14 protein-coding genes are annotated in these 15,586 nt (G+C 69.2%); 10 read left to right on the forward strand and 4 right to left on the reverse strand.

Translation table 11 applies throughout. From position 1 onward, the window contains the following. Both GH815_RS19010 and GH815_RS10465 read left to right on the forward strand, forming a co-directional pair. The coding region (locus GH815_RS19010; RefSeq protein WP_211365066.1) for a hypothetical protein at positions 1–312 on the forward strand (312 nt) is incomplete at its 5' end. A gap of 59 nt (positions 313–371) precedes the next feature. Continuing rightward, positions 372–617, forward strand: coding sequence for a hypothetical protein (locus GH815_RS10465; protein WP_153748726.1), 246 nt, complete (start codon positions 372–374; stop codon positions 615–617). A gap of 63 nt (positions 618–680) precedes the next feature. Here the strand turns inward: GH815_RS10465 and GH815_RS10470 are convergent, their stop codons facing one another. Together GH815_RS10470 and GH815_RS10475 are read right to left on the reverse strand one after the other, a co-directional pair. Next, a complete protein-coding gene (locus GH815_RS10470) occupies positions 681–3,785 on the reverse strand; it encodes an efflux RND transporter permease subunit (RefSeq protein ID WP_153748727.1) in 3,105 nt (1,034 codons plus the stop codon). A 34-nt stretch (positions 3,786–3,819) separates the two neighbouring features. Further along, positions 3,820–4,956, reverse strand: a complete 1,137-nt coding sequence (locus GH815_RS10475) for an efflux RND transporter periplasmic adaptor subunit (protein WP_153748728.1) — start codon at positions 4,954–4,956, stop codon at positions 3,820–3,822. Between the two features lie 195 nt (positions 4,957–5,151). On the opposite strand from GH815_RS10475, the gene GH815_RS10480 reads away from it, so the two are divergent. The 6 genes from GH815_RS10480 to GH815_RS10505 all read left to right on the forward strand — a co-directional run bounded on the left by GH815_RS10480 (position 5,152) and on the right by GH815_RS10505 (position 9,595). After that, positions 5,152–5,760, forward strand: coding sequence for a TetR/AcrR family transcriptional regulator (locus GH815_RS10480; RefSeq protein WP_170290334.1), 609 nt, complete (start codon positions 5,152–5,154; stop codon positions 5,758–5,760). Positions 5,761–5,904: 144 nt separating this feature from the next. Beyond that, positions 5,905–6,831, forward strand: a complete 927-nt coding sequence (cbiB, locus tag GH815_RS10485) for an adenosylcobinamide-phosphate synthase CbiB (RefSeq protein ID WP_153748794.1) — start codon at positions 5,905–5,907, stop codon at positions 6,829–6,831. A 74-nt stretch (positions 6,832–6,905) separates the two neighbouring features. After that, a complete protein-coding gene (cobT, locus tag GH815_RS10490) occupies positions 6,906–7,907 on the forward strand; it encodes a nicotinate-nucleotide--dimethylbenzimidazole phosphoribosyltransferase (protein WP_153748730.1) in 1,002 nt (333 codons plus the stop codon). After that, positions 7,904–8,674 (forward strand): adenosylcobinamide-GDP ribazoletransferase, encoded by a 771-nt coding sequence (gene cobS / locus GH815_RS10495; protein ID WP_153748731.1) that lies wholly within the window; start codon positions 7,904–7,906, stop codon positions 8,672–8,674. The genes cobT and cobS overlap by 4 nt, the downstream gene beginning before the upstream one ends. Beyond that, complete coding sequence (gene cobC, locus GH815_RS10500; protein ID WP_153748732.1) at positions 8,665–9,237, forward strand: alpha-ribazole phosphatase family protein; 573 nt, start codon at positions 8,665–8,667, stop codon at positions 9,235–9,237. Before cobS ends, cobC begins: the two co-directional genes overlap by 10 nt. Positions 9,238–9,328: 91 nt before the next feature. Then, on the forward strand, positions 9,329–9,595 hold the full coding sequence (locus GH815_RS10505; RefSeq protein WP_153748733.1) for a hypothetical protein: 267 nt from the start codon (positions 9,329–9,331) through the stop codon (positions 9,593–9,595). 65 nt (positions 9,596–9,660) lie between these two features. Here GH815_RS10505 and GH815_RS10510 read toward each other — a convergent pair whose 3' ends face one another. Beyond that, complete coding sequence (locus GH815_RS10510) at positions 9,661–10,407, reverse strand: RipA family octameric membrane protein (RefSeq protein WP_153748734.1); 747 nt, start codon at positions 10,405–10,407, stop codon at positions 9,661–9,663. A 388-nt stretch (positions 10,408–10,795) separates the two neighbouring features. Between GH815_RS10510 and GH815_RS10515 the strand changes: the two genes are divergently transcribed. Further along, positions 10,796–11,986 carry an aspartate aminotransferase family protein gene (locus tag GH815_RS10515; protein WP_153748735.1) on the forward strand — a complete coding sequence of 397 codons (1,191 nt, stop codon included), beginning with the start codon at positions 10,796–10,798 and terminating at the stop codon, positions 11,984–11,986. Further along, complete coding sequence (gene argF / locus GH815_RS10520) at positions 11,983–12,909, forward strand: ornithine carbamoyltransferase (protein WP_153748736.1); 927 nt, start codon at positions 11,983–11,985, stop codon at positions 12,907–12,909. The genes GH815_RS10515 and argF overlap by 4 nt, the downstream gene beginning before the upstream one ends. 208 nt (positions 12,910–13,117) lie before the next feature. On the opposite strand, the gene hrpB is transcribed toward argF, so the two are convergent. Continuing rightward, positions 13,118–15,559: an ATP-dependent helicase HrpB gene (gene hrpB, locus GH815_RS10525; protein WP_153748795.1), complete on the reverse strand. Its 2,442-nt coding sequence runs from the start codon at positions 15,557–15,559 to the stop codon at positions 13,118–13,120. Positions 15,560–15,586: the final 27 nt, after the last annotated feature.

A 15,586-nucleotide genomic window follows, 5' to 3' on the forward strand; every position in this document is an offset into this window, starting at 1 on the left:
CGCGTCGGTCAGCCAGAAAAGGTTGCTCATCTCCACCCCCGTCAGTTCGGGAGCTTGAATCACGCAGGCCGGACAGCCTCAAGTATATCAATGGGTCCTGACCCTAGCGTCGCATTTTTCGAACTGGCCATGCTGAGAATCTTATCTTGGGTGGTCAGAAAATCTTTCTACAACACCTTTATGTCGAAGGGCATTTTCTTTGCAAGCCTTGATAAACTTGGTACGTCGCGTGATGATCTCCGCTTCGCTTCCACCCTCGGGCCGGGCGCTGCCCTCTGCGCCCCTCACGCCCCTGTTATCCCGCCCGACTGATCCGCGACATCCTGACGCACGTATCCCTTCCGCATGTCACAGAACCAAGGGAGGTCGCCATGGATCGTCTGAGCATCATGCTCACCCCCGTCACCGGGGCCGTCATCACCGGTTTCATCGTCATCGTGCTGTTCTCGCTGGGCTTCTACAGCTGGACCGCGGTCGGCATCGGCGCGGGCATCGGCTGCGTGCTGGCCTGGCCCGCCGCCTTTGTCGTCTCGCGCCGGATCAAGGAGAACGACCCGTTCTGGCAGGGCGACGCCCGTATGGGCGTCTTGCCCGGCCGCAACGCGCCGGAAGTCTGAGACCCGCACCCCCCGGGCAGCGTTCGGGGGGTGCCCTGGCGGGCAGGTGCCGAAGACGCGGCTTCAGCGCCCCATCGCCCCGCCCGCGATCCGGCGGATCGCCACATAGAACAGCGGCACCAGCAGAACCCCCAGGATCGTGGCCGTCAGCGTGCCGCCCAGCACGCCCGAGCCGATGGCATTGCGCCCGCCCGAGCCTGCGCCCGAGCTTAGCGCCAGCGGCAGCACGCCCAGCGAGAACGCCATCGAGGTCATGATGATCGGACGGAAACGCTGGCGCGCGGCCTCGCGGATGGCGGTGAACAGATCCTCGCCCGCCACCTGCCGGTCGCGCGCGAATTCCACGATCAGGATCGCGTTCTTGCCGGTCAGCCCGATCACCGTCAGGATCGCCACCTGAAAGAACACCCCGTTCTCGAACCCGCCAAGCCAGGCGCCGATCAGCGCGCCCAGAACCCCGATGGGCATGGCCAGCATCACCGCGAAGGGGATCGCCCAGCTTTCGTAAAGCGCGGCAAGGCAGAGGAAGACGACCGCCAGCGACAGCGCGTAGAGCAGCGGCGCCTGACTGCCGGATTCGCGTTCCTCGAGCGAAAGCCCGGTCCAGGCCACGGCGAAGCCGGGGGGCAACTGGCCTGCCAGCCGCTCGATCTCGGCCATGGCTTCGCCGGTGGTCACGCCGGGCGCGGGGCTGCCCTGCAACTGCATCGCGGGCACGCCATTGTAGCGCGTCAGCCCCTGCGGGCCGAACTGCCATTCGGCATCGGTGAAGTTCGAGAACGGCACCAGCCCGCCGCTTGCGTTGCGCACGCGCCAGAGCTCGATATCTTCGGGGGTTGCGCGCGACTCGGGTTCGCCCTGGACATAGACCCGCTTGATCCGGCCGCGGTCGATGAAGTCGTTGACATAACGCCCGGCCCAGGCAATCGACAGCAATTGCCCGACATCCGAGGCCGAAAGCCCCATCGCCCCGGCCGCGCGCCAGTCGATATCCAGCTTGAACTGCGTCGCATCCTCAAGCCCGTTGGGCCGGATCGGGCCGATCAGCGGGCTTTGCGTGGCCATGCCCAGCAACTGGTTGCGCGCCGCCAGCAATTCCTCGTGGGTCTGCCCGCCGCGGGCCTGAAGGTAGAAGTCGAAGCCCGAGACGTTGCCCAGTTCGATCACCGCGGGCGGCACGATGGGGAAGACCATCGCATCCTGGATCTGGCTGAAGGCGCCGAAGGCGCGGCCCGCGATGGCCTGCACGCTCTGGTCGGGTCGGGTGCGTTCGTCCCAGTCCTTGAGCTGGACGAAGGCCAGCCCCATGTTCTGGCCGCGCCCGGCAAAGCTGAAGCCCACGACCGAGAAGACCGAGTTCACATTCGCACCCTCGGCATTCAGGTAATGGTCTTGCACCCGGTCGGCGACGGCCAGCGTGCGCTCGGCGGCGGCCCCCGTGGGGCCCTGGATCAGGGTGATCAGGATGCCCTGATCCTCGTCTGGCAGGAAGCCGGTCGGCGTCTTGACGAACATCCAGCCCATCGCGACCGCGAGCAGCACATAGATCATCCCGACCCGCAGCGGGCGGCGGATGATCCAGCCGACAGACCCCGCATAGCCGCCTGTCAGCTTGTCGAAGGCGATGTTGAACCAGCCGAAGGGTCCGCGCCGCGTATGGACCGCGTCCTTCGAGCGCAGGATCGAGGCGCAGAGCGCGGGCGTCAGCGTCAGCGCCACCAGTACCGACAGCGCCATGGCCGAGACGATGGTGATCGAGAATTGCTGATAGATCACCCCGGTCGAGCCGCCGAAGAAGGCCATCGGCACGAACACGGCGGACAGCACCAGCGCGATGCCGATCAGCGCGCCGGTGATCTGGCCCATCGACTTGCGCGTGGCCTCGCGCGGGGAAAGCCCCTCTTCCTCGATGATGCGCTCGACGTTTTCCACCACCACGATCGCGTCGTCGACCAGCAGGCCGATCGCCAGCACCATCGCCAGCATGGTGAGCGTGTTGATCGAGAAGCCGAAGGCCGCCAGCACGCCGAAGGTGCCCAGCAGCACGACCGGCACCGCCAGCGTCGGGATCAGCGTGGCGCGCAGGTTCTGAAGGAACAGCAGCATCACGAAGAAGACCAGGATGATCGCCTCGACCAGTGTCTTGGCCACTTCCTTGATCGAGATCTCGATGAAGGGGGTGGTGTCGTAGGGGATCACGTATTCGACATTCTCGGGAAAGAACTGGGCGTATTCCTCGATCTGTGCCTTGACGCGGCGCGCGGTCTCCAGCGCGTTGGCGCCGGGTGCCAGGCGGATCGCCATGCCCGCCGCGGGCTGGCCGTTGCGCCGCGCGATGGTGTCATAGTTTTCCGCGCCGATCTCGACATTTGCCACGTCTTTCAGCAGCACGAGCCCGCCATCGGTTTCCGCGCGCAGCACGATCTGTTCGAAATCGTCGGGGCTGGTCAGCAGCGATTGCGCGGTGATCGTGGCGTTCAGTTGCTGGCCCGCGGGGGCGGGCAGGGCGCCGAAGGATCCGGCCGAGATCTGGGCGTTCTCGGCCGAGACGGCGGCGACGACATCGGCGGGCGTCAGTTCGAAGGCGGCCAGTTTCGCGGGGTCGAGCCAGATCCGCATCGCGTATTGCGAGCCGAAGACCTGCACCTCGCCCACGCCCTCGATCCGGGCAAAGGCATCGACAAGGTTCGAGACCATGTAATCGGACAGATCCACCTGTTCCAGCGCACCATAGCTGGAGATCAGCCCGATCACCATCAGGAAACCCGCCGAGGATTTGCGCACGCTGACGCCCTGGCGCTGGACGATTTCGGGCAGAAGCGGGGTCGCCTGCGCCAGCTTGTTCTGGACCTGGACCTGCGCGATGTCGGGATCGGTACCGGTCTCGAAGGTCAGGGTGATCTGCGCCGTGCCCGCCGAGGTCGAGGAGGACGAGATGTAGCGCAGCCCGTCGAGCCCGGTCATCTGCTGTTCGATGACCTGGGTCACTGTATTGGCCACCGTCTCGGCCGAGGCGCCGGGATAGGCGGCCTGCACGCTGACCGAGGGCGGCGCGATCTGCGGGTATTGCGCGATCGGCAGGGTCAGGATCGACAGAAGGCCGATCCCCATGATCAGGATCGAGATGACCCAGGCGAAGACCGGGCGGTCGATGAAGAAGCGGGCCATGGCGCGGTCTCTCCGGGGTTCGGGTGTTGGGGTGTCAGTTGGCGGGGGCCGGGGCTGCGCGTTCCTCGGGCGCGACCACCGCGCCGGGGGCGACCTTTTGCAGCCCGGCGACGATGATCCGGTCGCCTTCGGCAAGCCCCTCGGTCACGATCCAGTCGGTGCCGCGGTCGCGCAGCACGGTCAGCACGCGCTCCTCGACGACATTCTCGGGGGTGACCACCATAGCGGTGGGACGGCCGCGCCGGTCGCGGCCGATGGCCGATTGAGGGGCGAGGATTGCGTTCTCGATCACGCCCTGGGGCATCTCGACCTGCACATACATTCCAGGCAGCAACATCTTGTCGGGGTTCGGAAATTCCATCCGCAGCACGACAACCCCGGTGCGCTCGTCGACATAGGGTTCGGCCGCGCGCAGCGTGCCGGTATGGTCATAGCCGCCGCCATCGGCCAGCGTCATGCTGACCGTGCGATCGGCCGCGCCCAGCGCCTCCTCCATGTGGCCGCGCCGCCAGGCGACCAGTTCGGCGGCCGACATGGTGACATCGACCAGTACCGGATCGAGGGTGCGGATCACCGCCAACGGCTGGGCCTGACCGGCGGTCACCAGCGCGCCGCGCGTGGTCAGCGACCGGCCGACCGTGCCCGACAGCGGTGCCGTGACCGTGGTGCGGTCAAGGTCGATCTCGGCCGCCACAAGCTGCGCCTCGGCGACATGAAGCCCGGCCTCGGCGGCATCGCGCGCGGCCAGCGCATCGTCCACCGCCTGCTGGCTGGAGACATTGCGCTGCAAAAGTTCGCTCAGCCGATCCGCCTCGCGCCGGGCGGCGTTGCGCGTCGCCTCGGCCTGGGCCAGCGCGGCAAGCGCGGCGGCGACGCGGGCCTCGTAGCTGGCCGAATCGATGCGGTAAAGCGCCTCGCCCTCGACCACCTCGGCGCCCTCGTCGAACAGCCGTTCGGTGATGATGCCGGCAACCTGGGGGCGCACCTCGGCCGTGGCCGACGCGACGACCCGGCCGGGCAGCCGCGTGGTCAGCGTCAGATCCTGCGCGCTCAGCGTGACGACGGTGACCGGCGTGGGCGGGCGCTGGCCGGGCGCCTGTTGGGCCGGGGCAGCGGCCGCGGCCAGCGTCAGCATCAGGATGGCGGCGAAGACCCGGGGAAGGCGGGGCATGGGAAAGCTCCTGTGATGGCGATTTCTCTGGCGGAGGGGGGCGCGCACATTTATAAAACGATAGCGTTTTGTTATTTGCATCCGCGCCGCCGCGCAAGCCGGAATTCGCCGGACCCGGCGCGCAGCTGCGTTTTCGTCAGGGTGAGTGCCGCAAGCATGGGCAATTGCACGCCGCGCCGGGGCCGTCCGCCCCAGATGCCGCCCGCCGAACGCGCGCGGGTGATTCTGGATGCGGCCGAACGGGTTCTTCTGTCGCGCGGGTTGCAGGGCACGACCATGGAGGCCGTCGCGGCCGAGGCGGGCATGTCCAAGCGCACGCTCTATGACCTGTTCGACGGCCGCGCCGCGCTGATCGAGGCGCTGGTGCGCCGCTTGCGCGAAGGCATCGTGATGCCGCTGGGCGCGGCGCAGCAGGCATTGCCGCTGGCCGGGCGGCTGCGTCTGCTGCTGGCGCCCGACCGGCTGCCCGGCACGGGATCGGTCGCGCTGGAGGTGATGCGCGCGGCCATCGCCGAGGCGCCGCAGCAGCCCGAGATTGCCGCGCTGATGCTGGAGGAGGGGCCGCGCGCCGTCCGCCGCATGATCCGCGACGAACTGGCGCGCGCGGCGGCAGCGGACGAGATCGCGCTGGACGACACCGAGGCGGCGGCGGCGCTTTTGCTGCGCATGGCGCTGCCCTGCCCGATGGAGCGGTTGCTGTCGGGCGCAGGCACCGACGAGCCGATCGAGGCCGCCCGCGCCCGGGTGGACCGGGCGATTGCGGTCTTTTTGGCGGGCATGGCGGCAGGCATCGGGCCGGCATGACAGGGAAGGGGGCGTTGCGCGTTCCCGCCCGCAATGGCATTCAGGCGCCCTGTCGTCCCGACCGGAAACGCCCATGCGCCTTGTCCCGCTGCCTGACCCATCCCCCCGCCGCAGCAATCGGTCCGTCCAGTGAGCGCGGGCGCGATGCTGCTGGCGCTGGCGCTGGAGGGCGCGGCGGGCTGGCCCGCGCGGCTGCATGAACGCATCGGTCATCCGGTGGTCTGGCTCGGTACGCTGATCGCGGCCCTTGATCGGCGCTGGAACCGGCCCGGCGACGGGGCGGCGCGGCGGCTCTGGCTGGGCGCGGCGGCGGTTGCGGTGACACTGGCCGCCGCGATCCTGCCTGCGCTGGCGATTGCGGCGCTGTTGCCGGGCGGGTGGCTGGGCGCGGTGCTGACCGGGCTTCTGGCCGCGCCGCTGGTGGCGGGGCGCAGCCTGTATGACCATGTCGCCGCCGTTGCCCGGCCGCTGGCGGCGGGCGATCTGGCGGGGGCGCGCGGCGCGGTTGCGATGATTGTCGGGCGCGATCCGGCGCGGCTGGGCGAGGCGGGGGTGGCGCGCGCCGCGCTGGAAAGTCTGGCCGAGAACGCATCCGACGGGGTGGTGGCGCCGGTGTTCTGGGGCGTGGTCTTCGGGCTGCCGGGGATCGCGGGCTACAAGGCGGTCAACACGCTCGACAGCATGATCGGGCATCGCAATGACCGTTACCTGCATTTCGGCCGGGTTGCGGCGCGGCTTGACGATCTGGCGAATCTGGTTCCGGCCCGGCTGACGGGGCTTGTGTTCTGCGCGGTTGCCTGGCGGCCGGCCCGGGCGTTCCGCACCATGCGGCGCGATGCGCGTGCGCATCGTTCGCCCAATGCAGGCTGGCCCGAGGCGGCGATGGCGGGGGCGCTGGGGGTGCGGCTTTCGGGGCCGCGCATCTATGGCGACCGGGTCGCGGACGAGCCATGGCTGAACGCGGGTGCCCCCGATCCCGGCGCGCAGGCGCTGCGGAGCGGGCTGGCGCTGTACCTTCGGGCGATGGCGCTGCTGGCGGGTGTTCTGGCGGTCCTTGCGCTGGTGATCTGACGCGGCAACCGGCGCCGCTTGCCGGGGCACCCCGGCGGGACTATCACGGCGCGGTCACAACAGCCGGAGCGATCATGACCGACACCCTTGCCGCAGAGTTGCAACGCCGGATCGACCTAAAGACCAAGCCGCCCGGATCGCTGGGCCGGATCGAGGCGCTGGCCCATCAGATCGGTCTGGTGCAGGGCAGCCTGACGCCGCGGATGACGCGCTGCCAGTTGACGATCTTTGCCGCCGATCATGGCATCGCGGCCGAGGGCGTGTCGCTGTTCCCGCAGGAAGTGACGCGGCAGATGGTGCTGAACTTCCTTGCGGGCGGGGCGGCGGCGAATGTCTTTGCCCGCAGCGTCGGCGCCGATCTGCGCGTGGTCGATGCGGGCGTGATGGGAGAGCCCTTCGGGGTTGCGGGGCTGATCGAGCGGCGCATCGGCGCGGGCACGGCCAGCTTCCTGACCGGCCCGGCGATGAGCGCCGAACAATGCGCCGCCGCACTCGAGGCTGGCCGCGAACTGGGGGCGGATGGCGACTGGGACGCGGTCGCCTATGGCGAGATGGGCATCGCGAACACCGCCGCGGCCGCCGCGCTGGGCCACAAGCTGACCGGCGTCGGGCTGGACGTGCTGACCGGGCGCGGCACCGGGCTGGACGATCCGGGGCTTGCGCACAAGCGCGCGGTTCTGGAACGGGCCGCGGCGCGCACCGGGGACTTGGCCCCGCAAGAGGCGCTGGCCGAATATGGCGGGTTCGAGATCGCGATGATGGCGGGCGCGATGATCGGCGCGGCAGAGGCGGGAAGGGTGGTGATCGTGGACGGCTTCATCGCCACCGCGGCCGCGCTGGCGGCGGTGCGGATCGCGCCTGCCACGCGCGCGGCGATGGTCTTTGCCCACCGCTCCGAGGAACAGGGCCATGGCGCGCTGCTGGATGCGCTGGACGTCGCGCCGCTGTTGTCGCTGAACCTGCGGCTGGGCGAGGGCACGGGCGCGTTGCTGGCCTGGCCGCTTCTCAAGGCCGCCGCCGCGATGCTGGCCGAGATGGCCAGCTTTGCCGATGCCGGGGTGACGGGGCCGGCATGAGCGGGCGGCTGGCCCGGGAAGCGCGGCTGATCCTGCTGGCGGCGGGGTTCCTGACCCGGCTGCCGGTGCCGCCCGATCCTGCCTTCACGCCGCAGCGGATGGCCTGGGCTACACGCTGGTTCCCGCTGGTCGGGCTGGGGATCGGCGCGGTGGTGGCGCTGGTCTTCTGGGCCGCCGCGCTGGTGCTGCCTGCCTGGGTGGCGGCGGTTCTGGCGCTGGCCGCGGGCGTGCGGCTGACCGGCGCGCTGCATGAGGACGGTCTGGCCGATGTCGCCGACGGGCTGGGCGGCGGGCAGAGCCGCGAGCATGCGCTGGAGATCATGCGCGACAGCCGGATCGGCAGCTATGGCACGGTGGCGCTGGTGCTGGTGCTGCTGCTCAAGGCCGGGGCGCTGGCGCATCTGGGCGGGGCGGCGGTCGCCGCTATGATCGCGGCGCATGGGCTGAGCCGTGTCTTTGTCGTGCTGACCATGCTGCGGCTTCCCTATGCGCGGCCAGAGGGCAAGGCGGGCTTTGCCTCGGCCGCCGAGATCGGGCCGGGCGGGCTGGGAATCGTGCTGGGCACCGGGGCGCTGACGGCGCTGGGGCTGGCGGTTGCGGCGGGGCCGGGGGCTGCGCTGAGCGCGCTGGCCGCGGCGGCCGCCGTGACGCTGTGGATCGGCGCGATGCTGCGCCGCCGTCTGGGTGGCTATACCGGCGATGGGCTGGGCGCGGTGCAGCAACTGACCGAAACGGCGATCCTGCTGGGCGTGCTGGCATGGGTCTGATCCTTGTCCGCCACACCGCCCCCGACGTGGCGCCCGGCACCTGTTACGGCCGTCTCGACCTGTCCCCCGGCCCGCGATTCGCCGAGGAAGCCGCCGCGATCCTGGCCACGCTGCCGCCCGTGTCCCGCGTGCTGACCAGCCCCCTGATCCGCTGCCGGGCGCTGGCCGAGCATGTGGGCGCGGCGCGCGGGCTGCCGGTCGAGGTCGCGCCGGGGCTGATCGAGATCGATTTCGGCACTTGGGAAGGGATCGCCTGGGACGCCGTGCCGCGCGCGGAACTGGATGCCTGGGCGGCGGATTTCTGGCATGCACGGCCGCATGGCGGGGAAAGCGTGGCGATCTTCACCGCGCGGGTGGCCGAGGCGCTGGCTGGGCTGGGTGCCGCGCAGGACTGGCTGGCGGTGACCCATGCCGGGCTGATGCGCGCAGCGCTGCACCTGCTGGGCCGGGACGAGACCTGGGCCAGCCGCTTTGGCCATGGCGCGGTGCTGCGGCTTTCGCGCGACGAGCTTGCCGCGCTGGCGGCGGGCGGCGCCGGGACACGCCCCGGAAAAAACGCGTGAGCGCCCCGGAATGGCTGTGGCCATGCCGTGGCTGTGGAATAGATATTGCGCAGATCAGGGGCGGGCACGCCCCCAAGGAACGGACCGAACGATGCCCAGAACGCTTTTCAAGGTGATGATCCCGGAACGGCGCGGAACGCTGCCGGTCTTCCTGTGCCTGCGGCTTGCCGATGAGTGGGCCGAGCCGCGCCCCTGGCGGGCCGACAACCAGACGCTGCCCTATATCGGCTGGCACGTCACCCGCCGCGAGAACGGCCGCCTGCTGACCGTGCTGCTGGGCCCGCTCGCCCTTCTGGCCGCCACCCCGCCCGCGCCGCGCGAAACCGCAGGCCCGGGAACCGTGCATCCCCAGGGCTGATCCGGGCGGCAAGAATTACCCTGCCGACAACAGTACTGGCGTCGGGCAGAGGGAAAGGCGCGTTTTCACTCGGCGTCGAGTCTTTCCGTGATGGCTGGCAGGGGGCGCTGAACGATGAGGTACTCGCGCTTTTTTTTCCTTTCCGGATCCTTGGTCATGCGATCCCCAAAATCGCTCATTCTGAGTTTGCTGTCGAAGAACCATGCAGAAAGTGCCAGGAATGCCAATCCGGCGACAATCAGAACCTCCCACGATGCACTCAACAATTCCATTCCGGTGGCGAATCCAATCAGAATCCAAAGCAAGAGCGCGAAACCGGCCATAGCTTGGTTCAGCTTGGAAACGCTGTATGGCTCTTCGAATTTCTCAACTGGGTAGGTTTTGTAGAGAGCGCCGGATATCCCATCCTCAAGGTAATCCACATGGCGCTCCCAGTTGTTCTGCCAGAACTTGGCGCCGCGAAGAAGGAGCAGCCAGACATAAGCTGAGAAGGAGCCGAAACACCAGATCGCAATCATGAGCCAAGTGGTTATTCTTTGAGTGGAACACTTGGTTTGATTGTCGTATGGAATACTGTCGCAATTGAATCCGACGCCATCACTGATCTGGAGAAGGAAGCCCAGCCCAGTCAGTGCAAGAGCCTGAACCGTCCACAAGTACGCGCTTCTCTGCCAATACATCTGGATTTCAAATTTCCTGATGTCGTGTGCTTTTTCGTATGCTTCACGCAGCTTCTTCCCTTCGGGTCCGTCTGGATCGACCGCTTTATCGATGTTGATTCCCATGATTCGATAATAATTTTCATTCTTCATCTTCGACTCCTGCATTGCCCCGGTCGCAGTTTTTCGACGTGACGTGATGGGAAGGAAAAAACAGGTCTGGTTCGTAGCTTTTTTCTCAGGTGGTTCGCCCATCCAAAGATCGGCAGTCCGCGATGAGTGCACCGACCGAGGAGCAGAATGTCTGGAATTTCCAGAAGTGTCGACAAGCATAGAGGGCGTGGAACACCCGGCTGGACATTCCCGCCGGGACACGCTAACGGCAGGGCCATGACGCCGCTCTGCCGCCCCCTTTCGCGCCGACGCCGCCGCCGGGTCTGACCCGGCCGCCTGCGCGTGCGCCATCGCGTCGTCTTCTCCCTCGTTGACTCGATCCCGGCCGTGGGGCACCCCTATGGCCTCTGTTCCTGAGGATTTTCCGATGTTTCCATCCGTCCTGCCGACCTATAACCGTGCGCCGCTGGAATTCGAGCGGGGCGAAGGCACCTGGCTGACCGCCACGGATGGCCGCTGCTTTCTCGATTTCGGTGCCGGGATCGGCGTGAACGCGCTGGGCCATGCCCATCCCGCGCTGGTCGAGGCGCTGACGGCACAGGCGGGCCGGGTGTGGCATCTGTCGAACCTCTACCGCATTCCCGAACAGCAGGCGCTGGCCGATGCGCTGGTGGAACGGACCTTTGCCGACACGGCGTTCTTTACCAATTCGGGCACCGAAAGCTGCGAGCTGGCGGTCAAGATGGCCCGGAAATACTGGTATGACAAAGGCCAGCCCGAGCGGGTGAACATCGTCACCTTCGCCGGTGCCTTTCATGGCCGGTCCTCGGCCGCGATCGCGGCGGCGGGGTCCGAGAAGATGACCAAGGGCTTCGGGCCGCTCTTGCCGGGCTTTGTCCATCTGCCCTTCCCGGCCCATGGCGCAGAGCTGGAAGCGGCCATCGACGGAAAAGTGGCGGCAATCATGGTCGAGCCCGTGCAGGGCGAGGGCGGCATAAGGCCGCTGCCCGAACCCTGCCTGAAGGGGCTGCGCGATCTGTGCGACCGGACCGGGGCGCTGCTGATCCTTGACGAGGTGCAATGCGGGATGGGGCGGACCGGGCGGCTTTTCGCCCATGAATGGGCCGGGATCGCGCCCGACATCATGATGATCGCCAAGGGCATCGGCGGCGGCTTTCCGCTGGGGGCGGTGCTGGCCACCGCCGAGGCCGCCAGCGGCATGACGGTCGGCACGCATGGCTCGACCTATGGCGGCAACCCGCTGGCCTGCGCAGTCGGCAAGGCGGTGCTGGAGATCGTCGGCGAACCCGCCTTTCTGGACGAGGTGAACCGCAAGGCAGGGCTGATGCGCCAGAAGCTGGAGGGGCTGGTGGCAAGCCATCCCGATATCTTCGAACTGGTGCGCGGCACGGGGCTGATGCTGGGGCTGAAATGCAGGGTGCCCAACGGCGATCTGGTGCAGGCGGGCTATGACCAGGGCCTGCTGACGGTGGGCGCGGCGGACAATGTCGTGCGGCTGTTGCCGCCGCTCAATGTCACCGAGGACGAGATCGCCGAGGCCGTCGCGCGGCTTGATGCGGCGGCGGGCACGCTGGCGGGCAGGGGGGCGGGGGCATGAGGCATTTCCTCGATCTTCACACCACGGATGCGGGCGAGTTGAGGGCGATGATCGAGCAGGCCCGCGCGATGAAGCAGGCGCGGGCGGGACGGCCCCGGGGGGCGCTGGACGACGACCAGCCGCTGTCGGGCCGGATGGTCGCGCTGATCTTCGAGAAACCCTCGACCCGGACGCGGATCAGTTTCGACATGGGCGTGCGCCAGATGGGCGGGCAGACCATGGTGCTGTCGGGCGCGGACATGCAGCTTGGCCATGGCGAGACCATTGCCGACACCGCCCGCGTGCTGTCGCGCTATGTCGACCTGATCATGCTGCGCACCTTCGAGGAGGCGACGCTGCACGAGATGGCCGAGCATGCCACGGTGCCGGTGATCAACGGGCTGACCAATCGCAGCCATCCCTGCCAGATCATGGCCGATATCCTGACCTATGAGGAACATCGCGGCCCGATCGCGGGGCGCAAGGTGGTCTGGTCGGGGGATGGCAACAATGTCTGCGCGTCCTTCCTCCATGCTGCGGGGCAGTTCGGCTTCGACTTCACCTTTACCGGACCGCCGACACTGGACCCCGATCCGGGTTTCGTGGCCGGGGCGCGGGCAAGGGGCGTGCGGGTCGAGATCGAGCGCGATCCGGTGAAGGCCGTTCAGGGCGCCGATCTGGTGGTGACCGATACCTGGGTCAGCATGCACGACCCGCAATCGGCGCGCGAGCGGCGGCACAACCAGTTGCGGCCCTATCAGGTGACCGAGCGGCTGATGGCGGCGGCGAAACCCGATGCGCTGTTCATGCATTGCCTGCCCGCCCATCGCGACGAGGAGGCGACCAGCGCGGTGATGGACGGGCCGCATTCGGTGATCTTCGACGAGGCCGAGAACCGGCTGCATGCGCAGAAGGCGATCCTGCGCTGGTGCCTGGGCGTCTGACGGGGCGCTCCCGCCCCCGGGCCGCACGGGGCTTGCGCCCCGCTTGCCCGGCGTTGGGCCGGGCCGCGCTGACGCGCGGCGCCTCCGGCGGGGATATTTGGGGCCAGAAGAAGCAGCGGTCGGGAGCGGGGCGTGATCCGAGGGACCGGCCGGAGGGCCAGGCCCGAGAAGAAAGGCGTGCGCCGCAGGCGCGCTATCTGACAGCCGCTCAGGGACGGGGTTTGCGGCGCAAGCTGGGCGTGGCGGCGGTGGGGTCTTCGGGCCAGGGGTGTTTGGGATAGCGTCCGCGCATGTCCTTGCGGACATCCGCATAGCTTGTGGCCCAGAAGCCCGGCAGATCGGTCGTGACCTGGACCGGGCGGTTGGCCGGCGAGAGCAGCGTGATCCGGAGCGGCAGGCGGTGCGGGCCTATGCAGGGATGGGTGGTGGTGCCGAAGAGTTCCTGAAGCCGCAACTCGATCGCGGGGCTGTCGCCCGCATAGTCGATGGGCACCTGTCGGCCCAGCGGCGTTTCGAAATGCGCCGGGGCGAGCCGGTCGAGGCTTTGCTGTTGGTTCCAGTTCAGGCAGGCGCGGAGCGCGGGCAGAAGGTCGAGGCGTCGGAGATCCTCGGCCGTGCGCGCGCCGGATAGGTGGGGCAGGAGCCAGTCTTCGAGCCGGTCGAGCAGCGTGGAATCCGAGAGGTCGGGCAGGTCTGCGCCCTGCTGGCGGATCAGCGCGACGCGGGCCTGGAAGCGGCGGGCGGACTCCGACCAGGGCAGGCCCAGCGCCCGGATGCCGTCTAGGGCGGCACGGGCCATGGCCTCGGGGGGTGCGTCGGGCCAGGGGCGGTCGTCCAGCACCAGCGCGCCAAGGCGTTCCTGGCGGCGGGCGATCACGCGGTTCTCGCGCCGCGACCAGTCGCAGATCTCGGCCCAGGCGATGGCGGCGCCATGGGTGGTGCGTAACGCGGCCTCGCTCAGCGGGGCGGCGAGGCGGATGCGGGCTTCGCGCGCGTCGCCGTCGAGATCGAGCGCGACGATCAGGCGCTGGCCCGCCAGCGGGTCGGCCGCGTCCATCACGGCCCCCTTGCCGCCGGACAGCACATAGCGCGGCGCCTCGCCCTTGCGGCGCAGGCCGATGCGGTCGGGATAGGCCAGGGCGGCCATCTCGCCCGCTGACATCGGCCTTGGGCTGTCGGGGGCGCGGGCGGCCAGCCGTTTCGCCTCGGCGCGGATGCGGGTGAGCGTTGCGCGGTCGGCGGGCACGGGCGTCTCGGCCCGTGGGTCGGCCAGCGCGCGCAGGCGCAGCGCGAGGTCGGTGCCTGCGCCGCGCAGCGGGTCGCGATCCTCGAGCAGGGCGGCGAGCGGGGCGGCCTGTTTGCCTGCCATCGCCAGCATATGGCCAAGCCGGGGGTGCAGCGGCAGCGCGGCCAGCGCGCGGCCGTGATCGGTGACGCGCCCCTTGCCGTCAAGCGCGCCGAGGGCGGACAGCAGCGCGCGCGCCTCGGCCAGCGCGCCGGGATTGGGCTGTGTCAGCAGTGCGAGGTCCGCGGGGTCGGTTGTGCCCCAGAGCGCAAGGTCGAGCGCAAGCCCGGTCAGGTCGCCCGCGACGATCTCGGGCGGGGGGAAGGCTGCCAGCGCGCCCTCTTCGCCGCGGGTCCAGAGTCGGTAGCAGCGCCCCGGCGCGACCCGGCCCGCGCGGCCGCGGCGCTGCTCGGCCTCGGCGCGGGTGACACGCTCGGTCACCAGCCGGGACATGCCGGAATTCGGGTCGAAGCGGGACCGCCGGGCGCGGCCGGCATCGACCACGACGCGGATATCCTCGATCGTCAGCGAGGTTTCGGCAATCGAGGTCGCCAGGACGATCTTGCGCCCCTCGGGCTCGGGCCGGATCGCGGCGCGTTGTTCGGCGAAGGGCAGGGCGCCGTAAAGCGGGCGGAGATGGCAGCCGGGTGGCAGGCGGGGGGCAAGGGCTGCGGTGCAGCGCCGGATCTCGGCCTCGCCGGGCAGGAAGACGAGGATGCCGCCCTGCGTTTCGGCCAGCGCCTGCGCCACCAGATCGGCCGTGGCTTCGGGCAGGCGGGCGCCCTTGGGCAGGGGGCGGTCGAGCCAGATCGTCTCGACCGGGAAGGCGCGGCCCTCGGAACTGATGAGCGGCGCCTCGTCCAGAAGGGCAGCGACCGGGGCGGCGTCCAGCGTGGCCGACATTACCAGCAGGATCAGGTCTTCGCGCAGCGCAGAGCGCACCTCCCAGGCCAGCGCAAGGCCCAGATCGGCGGCAAGGGAGCGTTCGTGGAACTCGTCGAAGAGGATCGCGCCGATGCCGTCGAGCCCGGGGTCGGACTGGATCATCCGGGTCAGGATGCCCTCGGTCACGACCTCGATCCGGGTTTCCCGGCCGATTTTGGTTTCGCCGCGGATACGGTAGCCGACCGTTTCCCCCACCGCCTCGCCCAGCGTCTCGGCCATGCGTTCGGCGGCGGCGCGGGCGGCCAGCCGCCTTGGCTCCAGCATCACGATGCGGCCCCCCGTCAGCCCCGCCTGCAACAGTGCAAGTGGCACCCGTGTCGTCTTGCCCGCGCCGGGCGGGGCTTGCAGCACGGCGCGGCCCGCGCGGGCGAGCGCGGCGATCAGGTCGGGCAGGGCGGCGTCGATGGGCAGGGGCGTCATGGCCATGCGTTATGGGCGAAACCGCCG

It is taken from the genome of Rhodovulum strictum (assembly GCF_009649175.1).
GTDB classification, from domain to species: Bacteria; Pseudomonadota; Alphaproteobacteria; order Rhodobacterales; family Rhodobacteraceae; genus Rhodovulum; species Rhodovulum strictum.

Excerpts from the sequence above, each read along its gene's own strand:
- GH815_RS10465 (WP_153748726.1), top strand. The coding sequence starts at position 372 with ATGGATCGTCTGAGCATCATGCTCACCCCCGTCACCGGGGCCGTCATC.
- GH815_RS10470 (WP_153748727.1), bottom strand. The coding sequence starts at position 3,785 with ATGGCCCGCTTCTTCATCGACCGCCCGGTCTTCGCCTGGGTCATCTCG.
- GH815_RS10475 (WP_153748728.1), bottom strand. The coding sequence starts at position 4,956 with ATGCCCCGCCTTCCCCGGGTCTTCGCCGCCATCCTGATGCTGACGCTG.
- GH815_RS10480 (WP_170290334.1), top strand. The coding sequence starts at position 5,152 with ATGCCGCCCGCCGAACGCGCGCGGGTGATTCTGGATGCGGCCGAACGG.
- cbiB (WP_153748794.1), top strand. The coding sequence starts at position 5,905 with ATGCTGCTGGCGCTGGCGCTGGAGGGCGCGGCGGGCTGGCCCGCGCGG.
- cobT (WP_153748730.1), top strand. The coding sequence starts at position 6,906 with ATGACCGACACCCTTGCCGCAGAGTTGCAACGCCGGATCGACCTAAAG.
- cobS (WP_153748731.1), top strand. The coding sequence starts at position 7,904 with ATGAGCGGGCGGCTGGCCCGGGAAGCGCGGCTGATCCTGCTGGCGGCG.
- cobC (WP_153748732.1), top strand. The coding sequence starts at position 8,665 with ATGGGTCTGATCCTTGTCCGCCACACCGCCCCCGACGTGGCGCCCGGC.
- GH815_RS10505 (WP_153748733.1), top strand. The coding sequence starts at position 9,329 with ATGCCCAGAACGCTTTTCAAGGTGATGATCCCGGAACGGCGCGGAACG.
- GH815_RS10510 (WP_153748734.1), bottom strand. The coding sequence starts at position 10,407 with ATGAAGAATGAAAATTATTATCGAATCATGGGAATCAACATCGATAAA.
- GH815_RS10515 (WP_153748735.1), top strand. The coding sequence starts at position 10,796 with ATGTTTCCATCCGTCCTGCCGACCTATAACCGTGCGCCGCTGGAATTC.
- argF (WP_153748736.1), top strand. The coding sequence starts at position 11,983 with ATGAGGCATTTCCTCGATCTTCACACCACGGATGCGGGCGAGTTGAGG.
- hrpB (WP_153748795.1), bottom strand. The coding sequence starts at position 15,559 with ATGACGCCCCTGCCCATCGACGCCGCCCTGCCCGACCTGATCGCCGCG.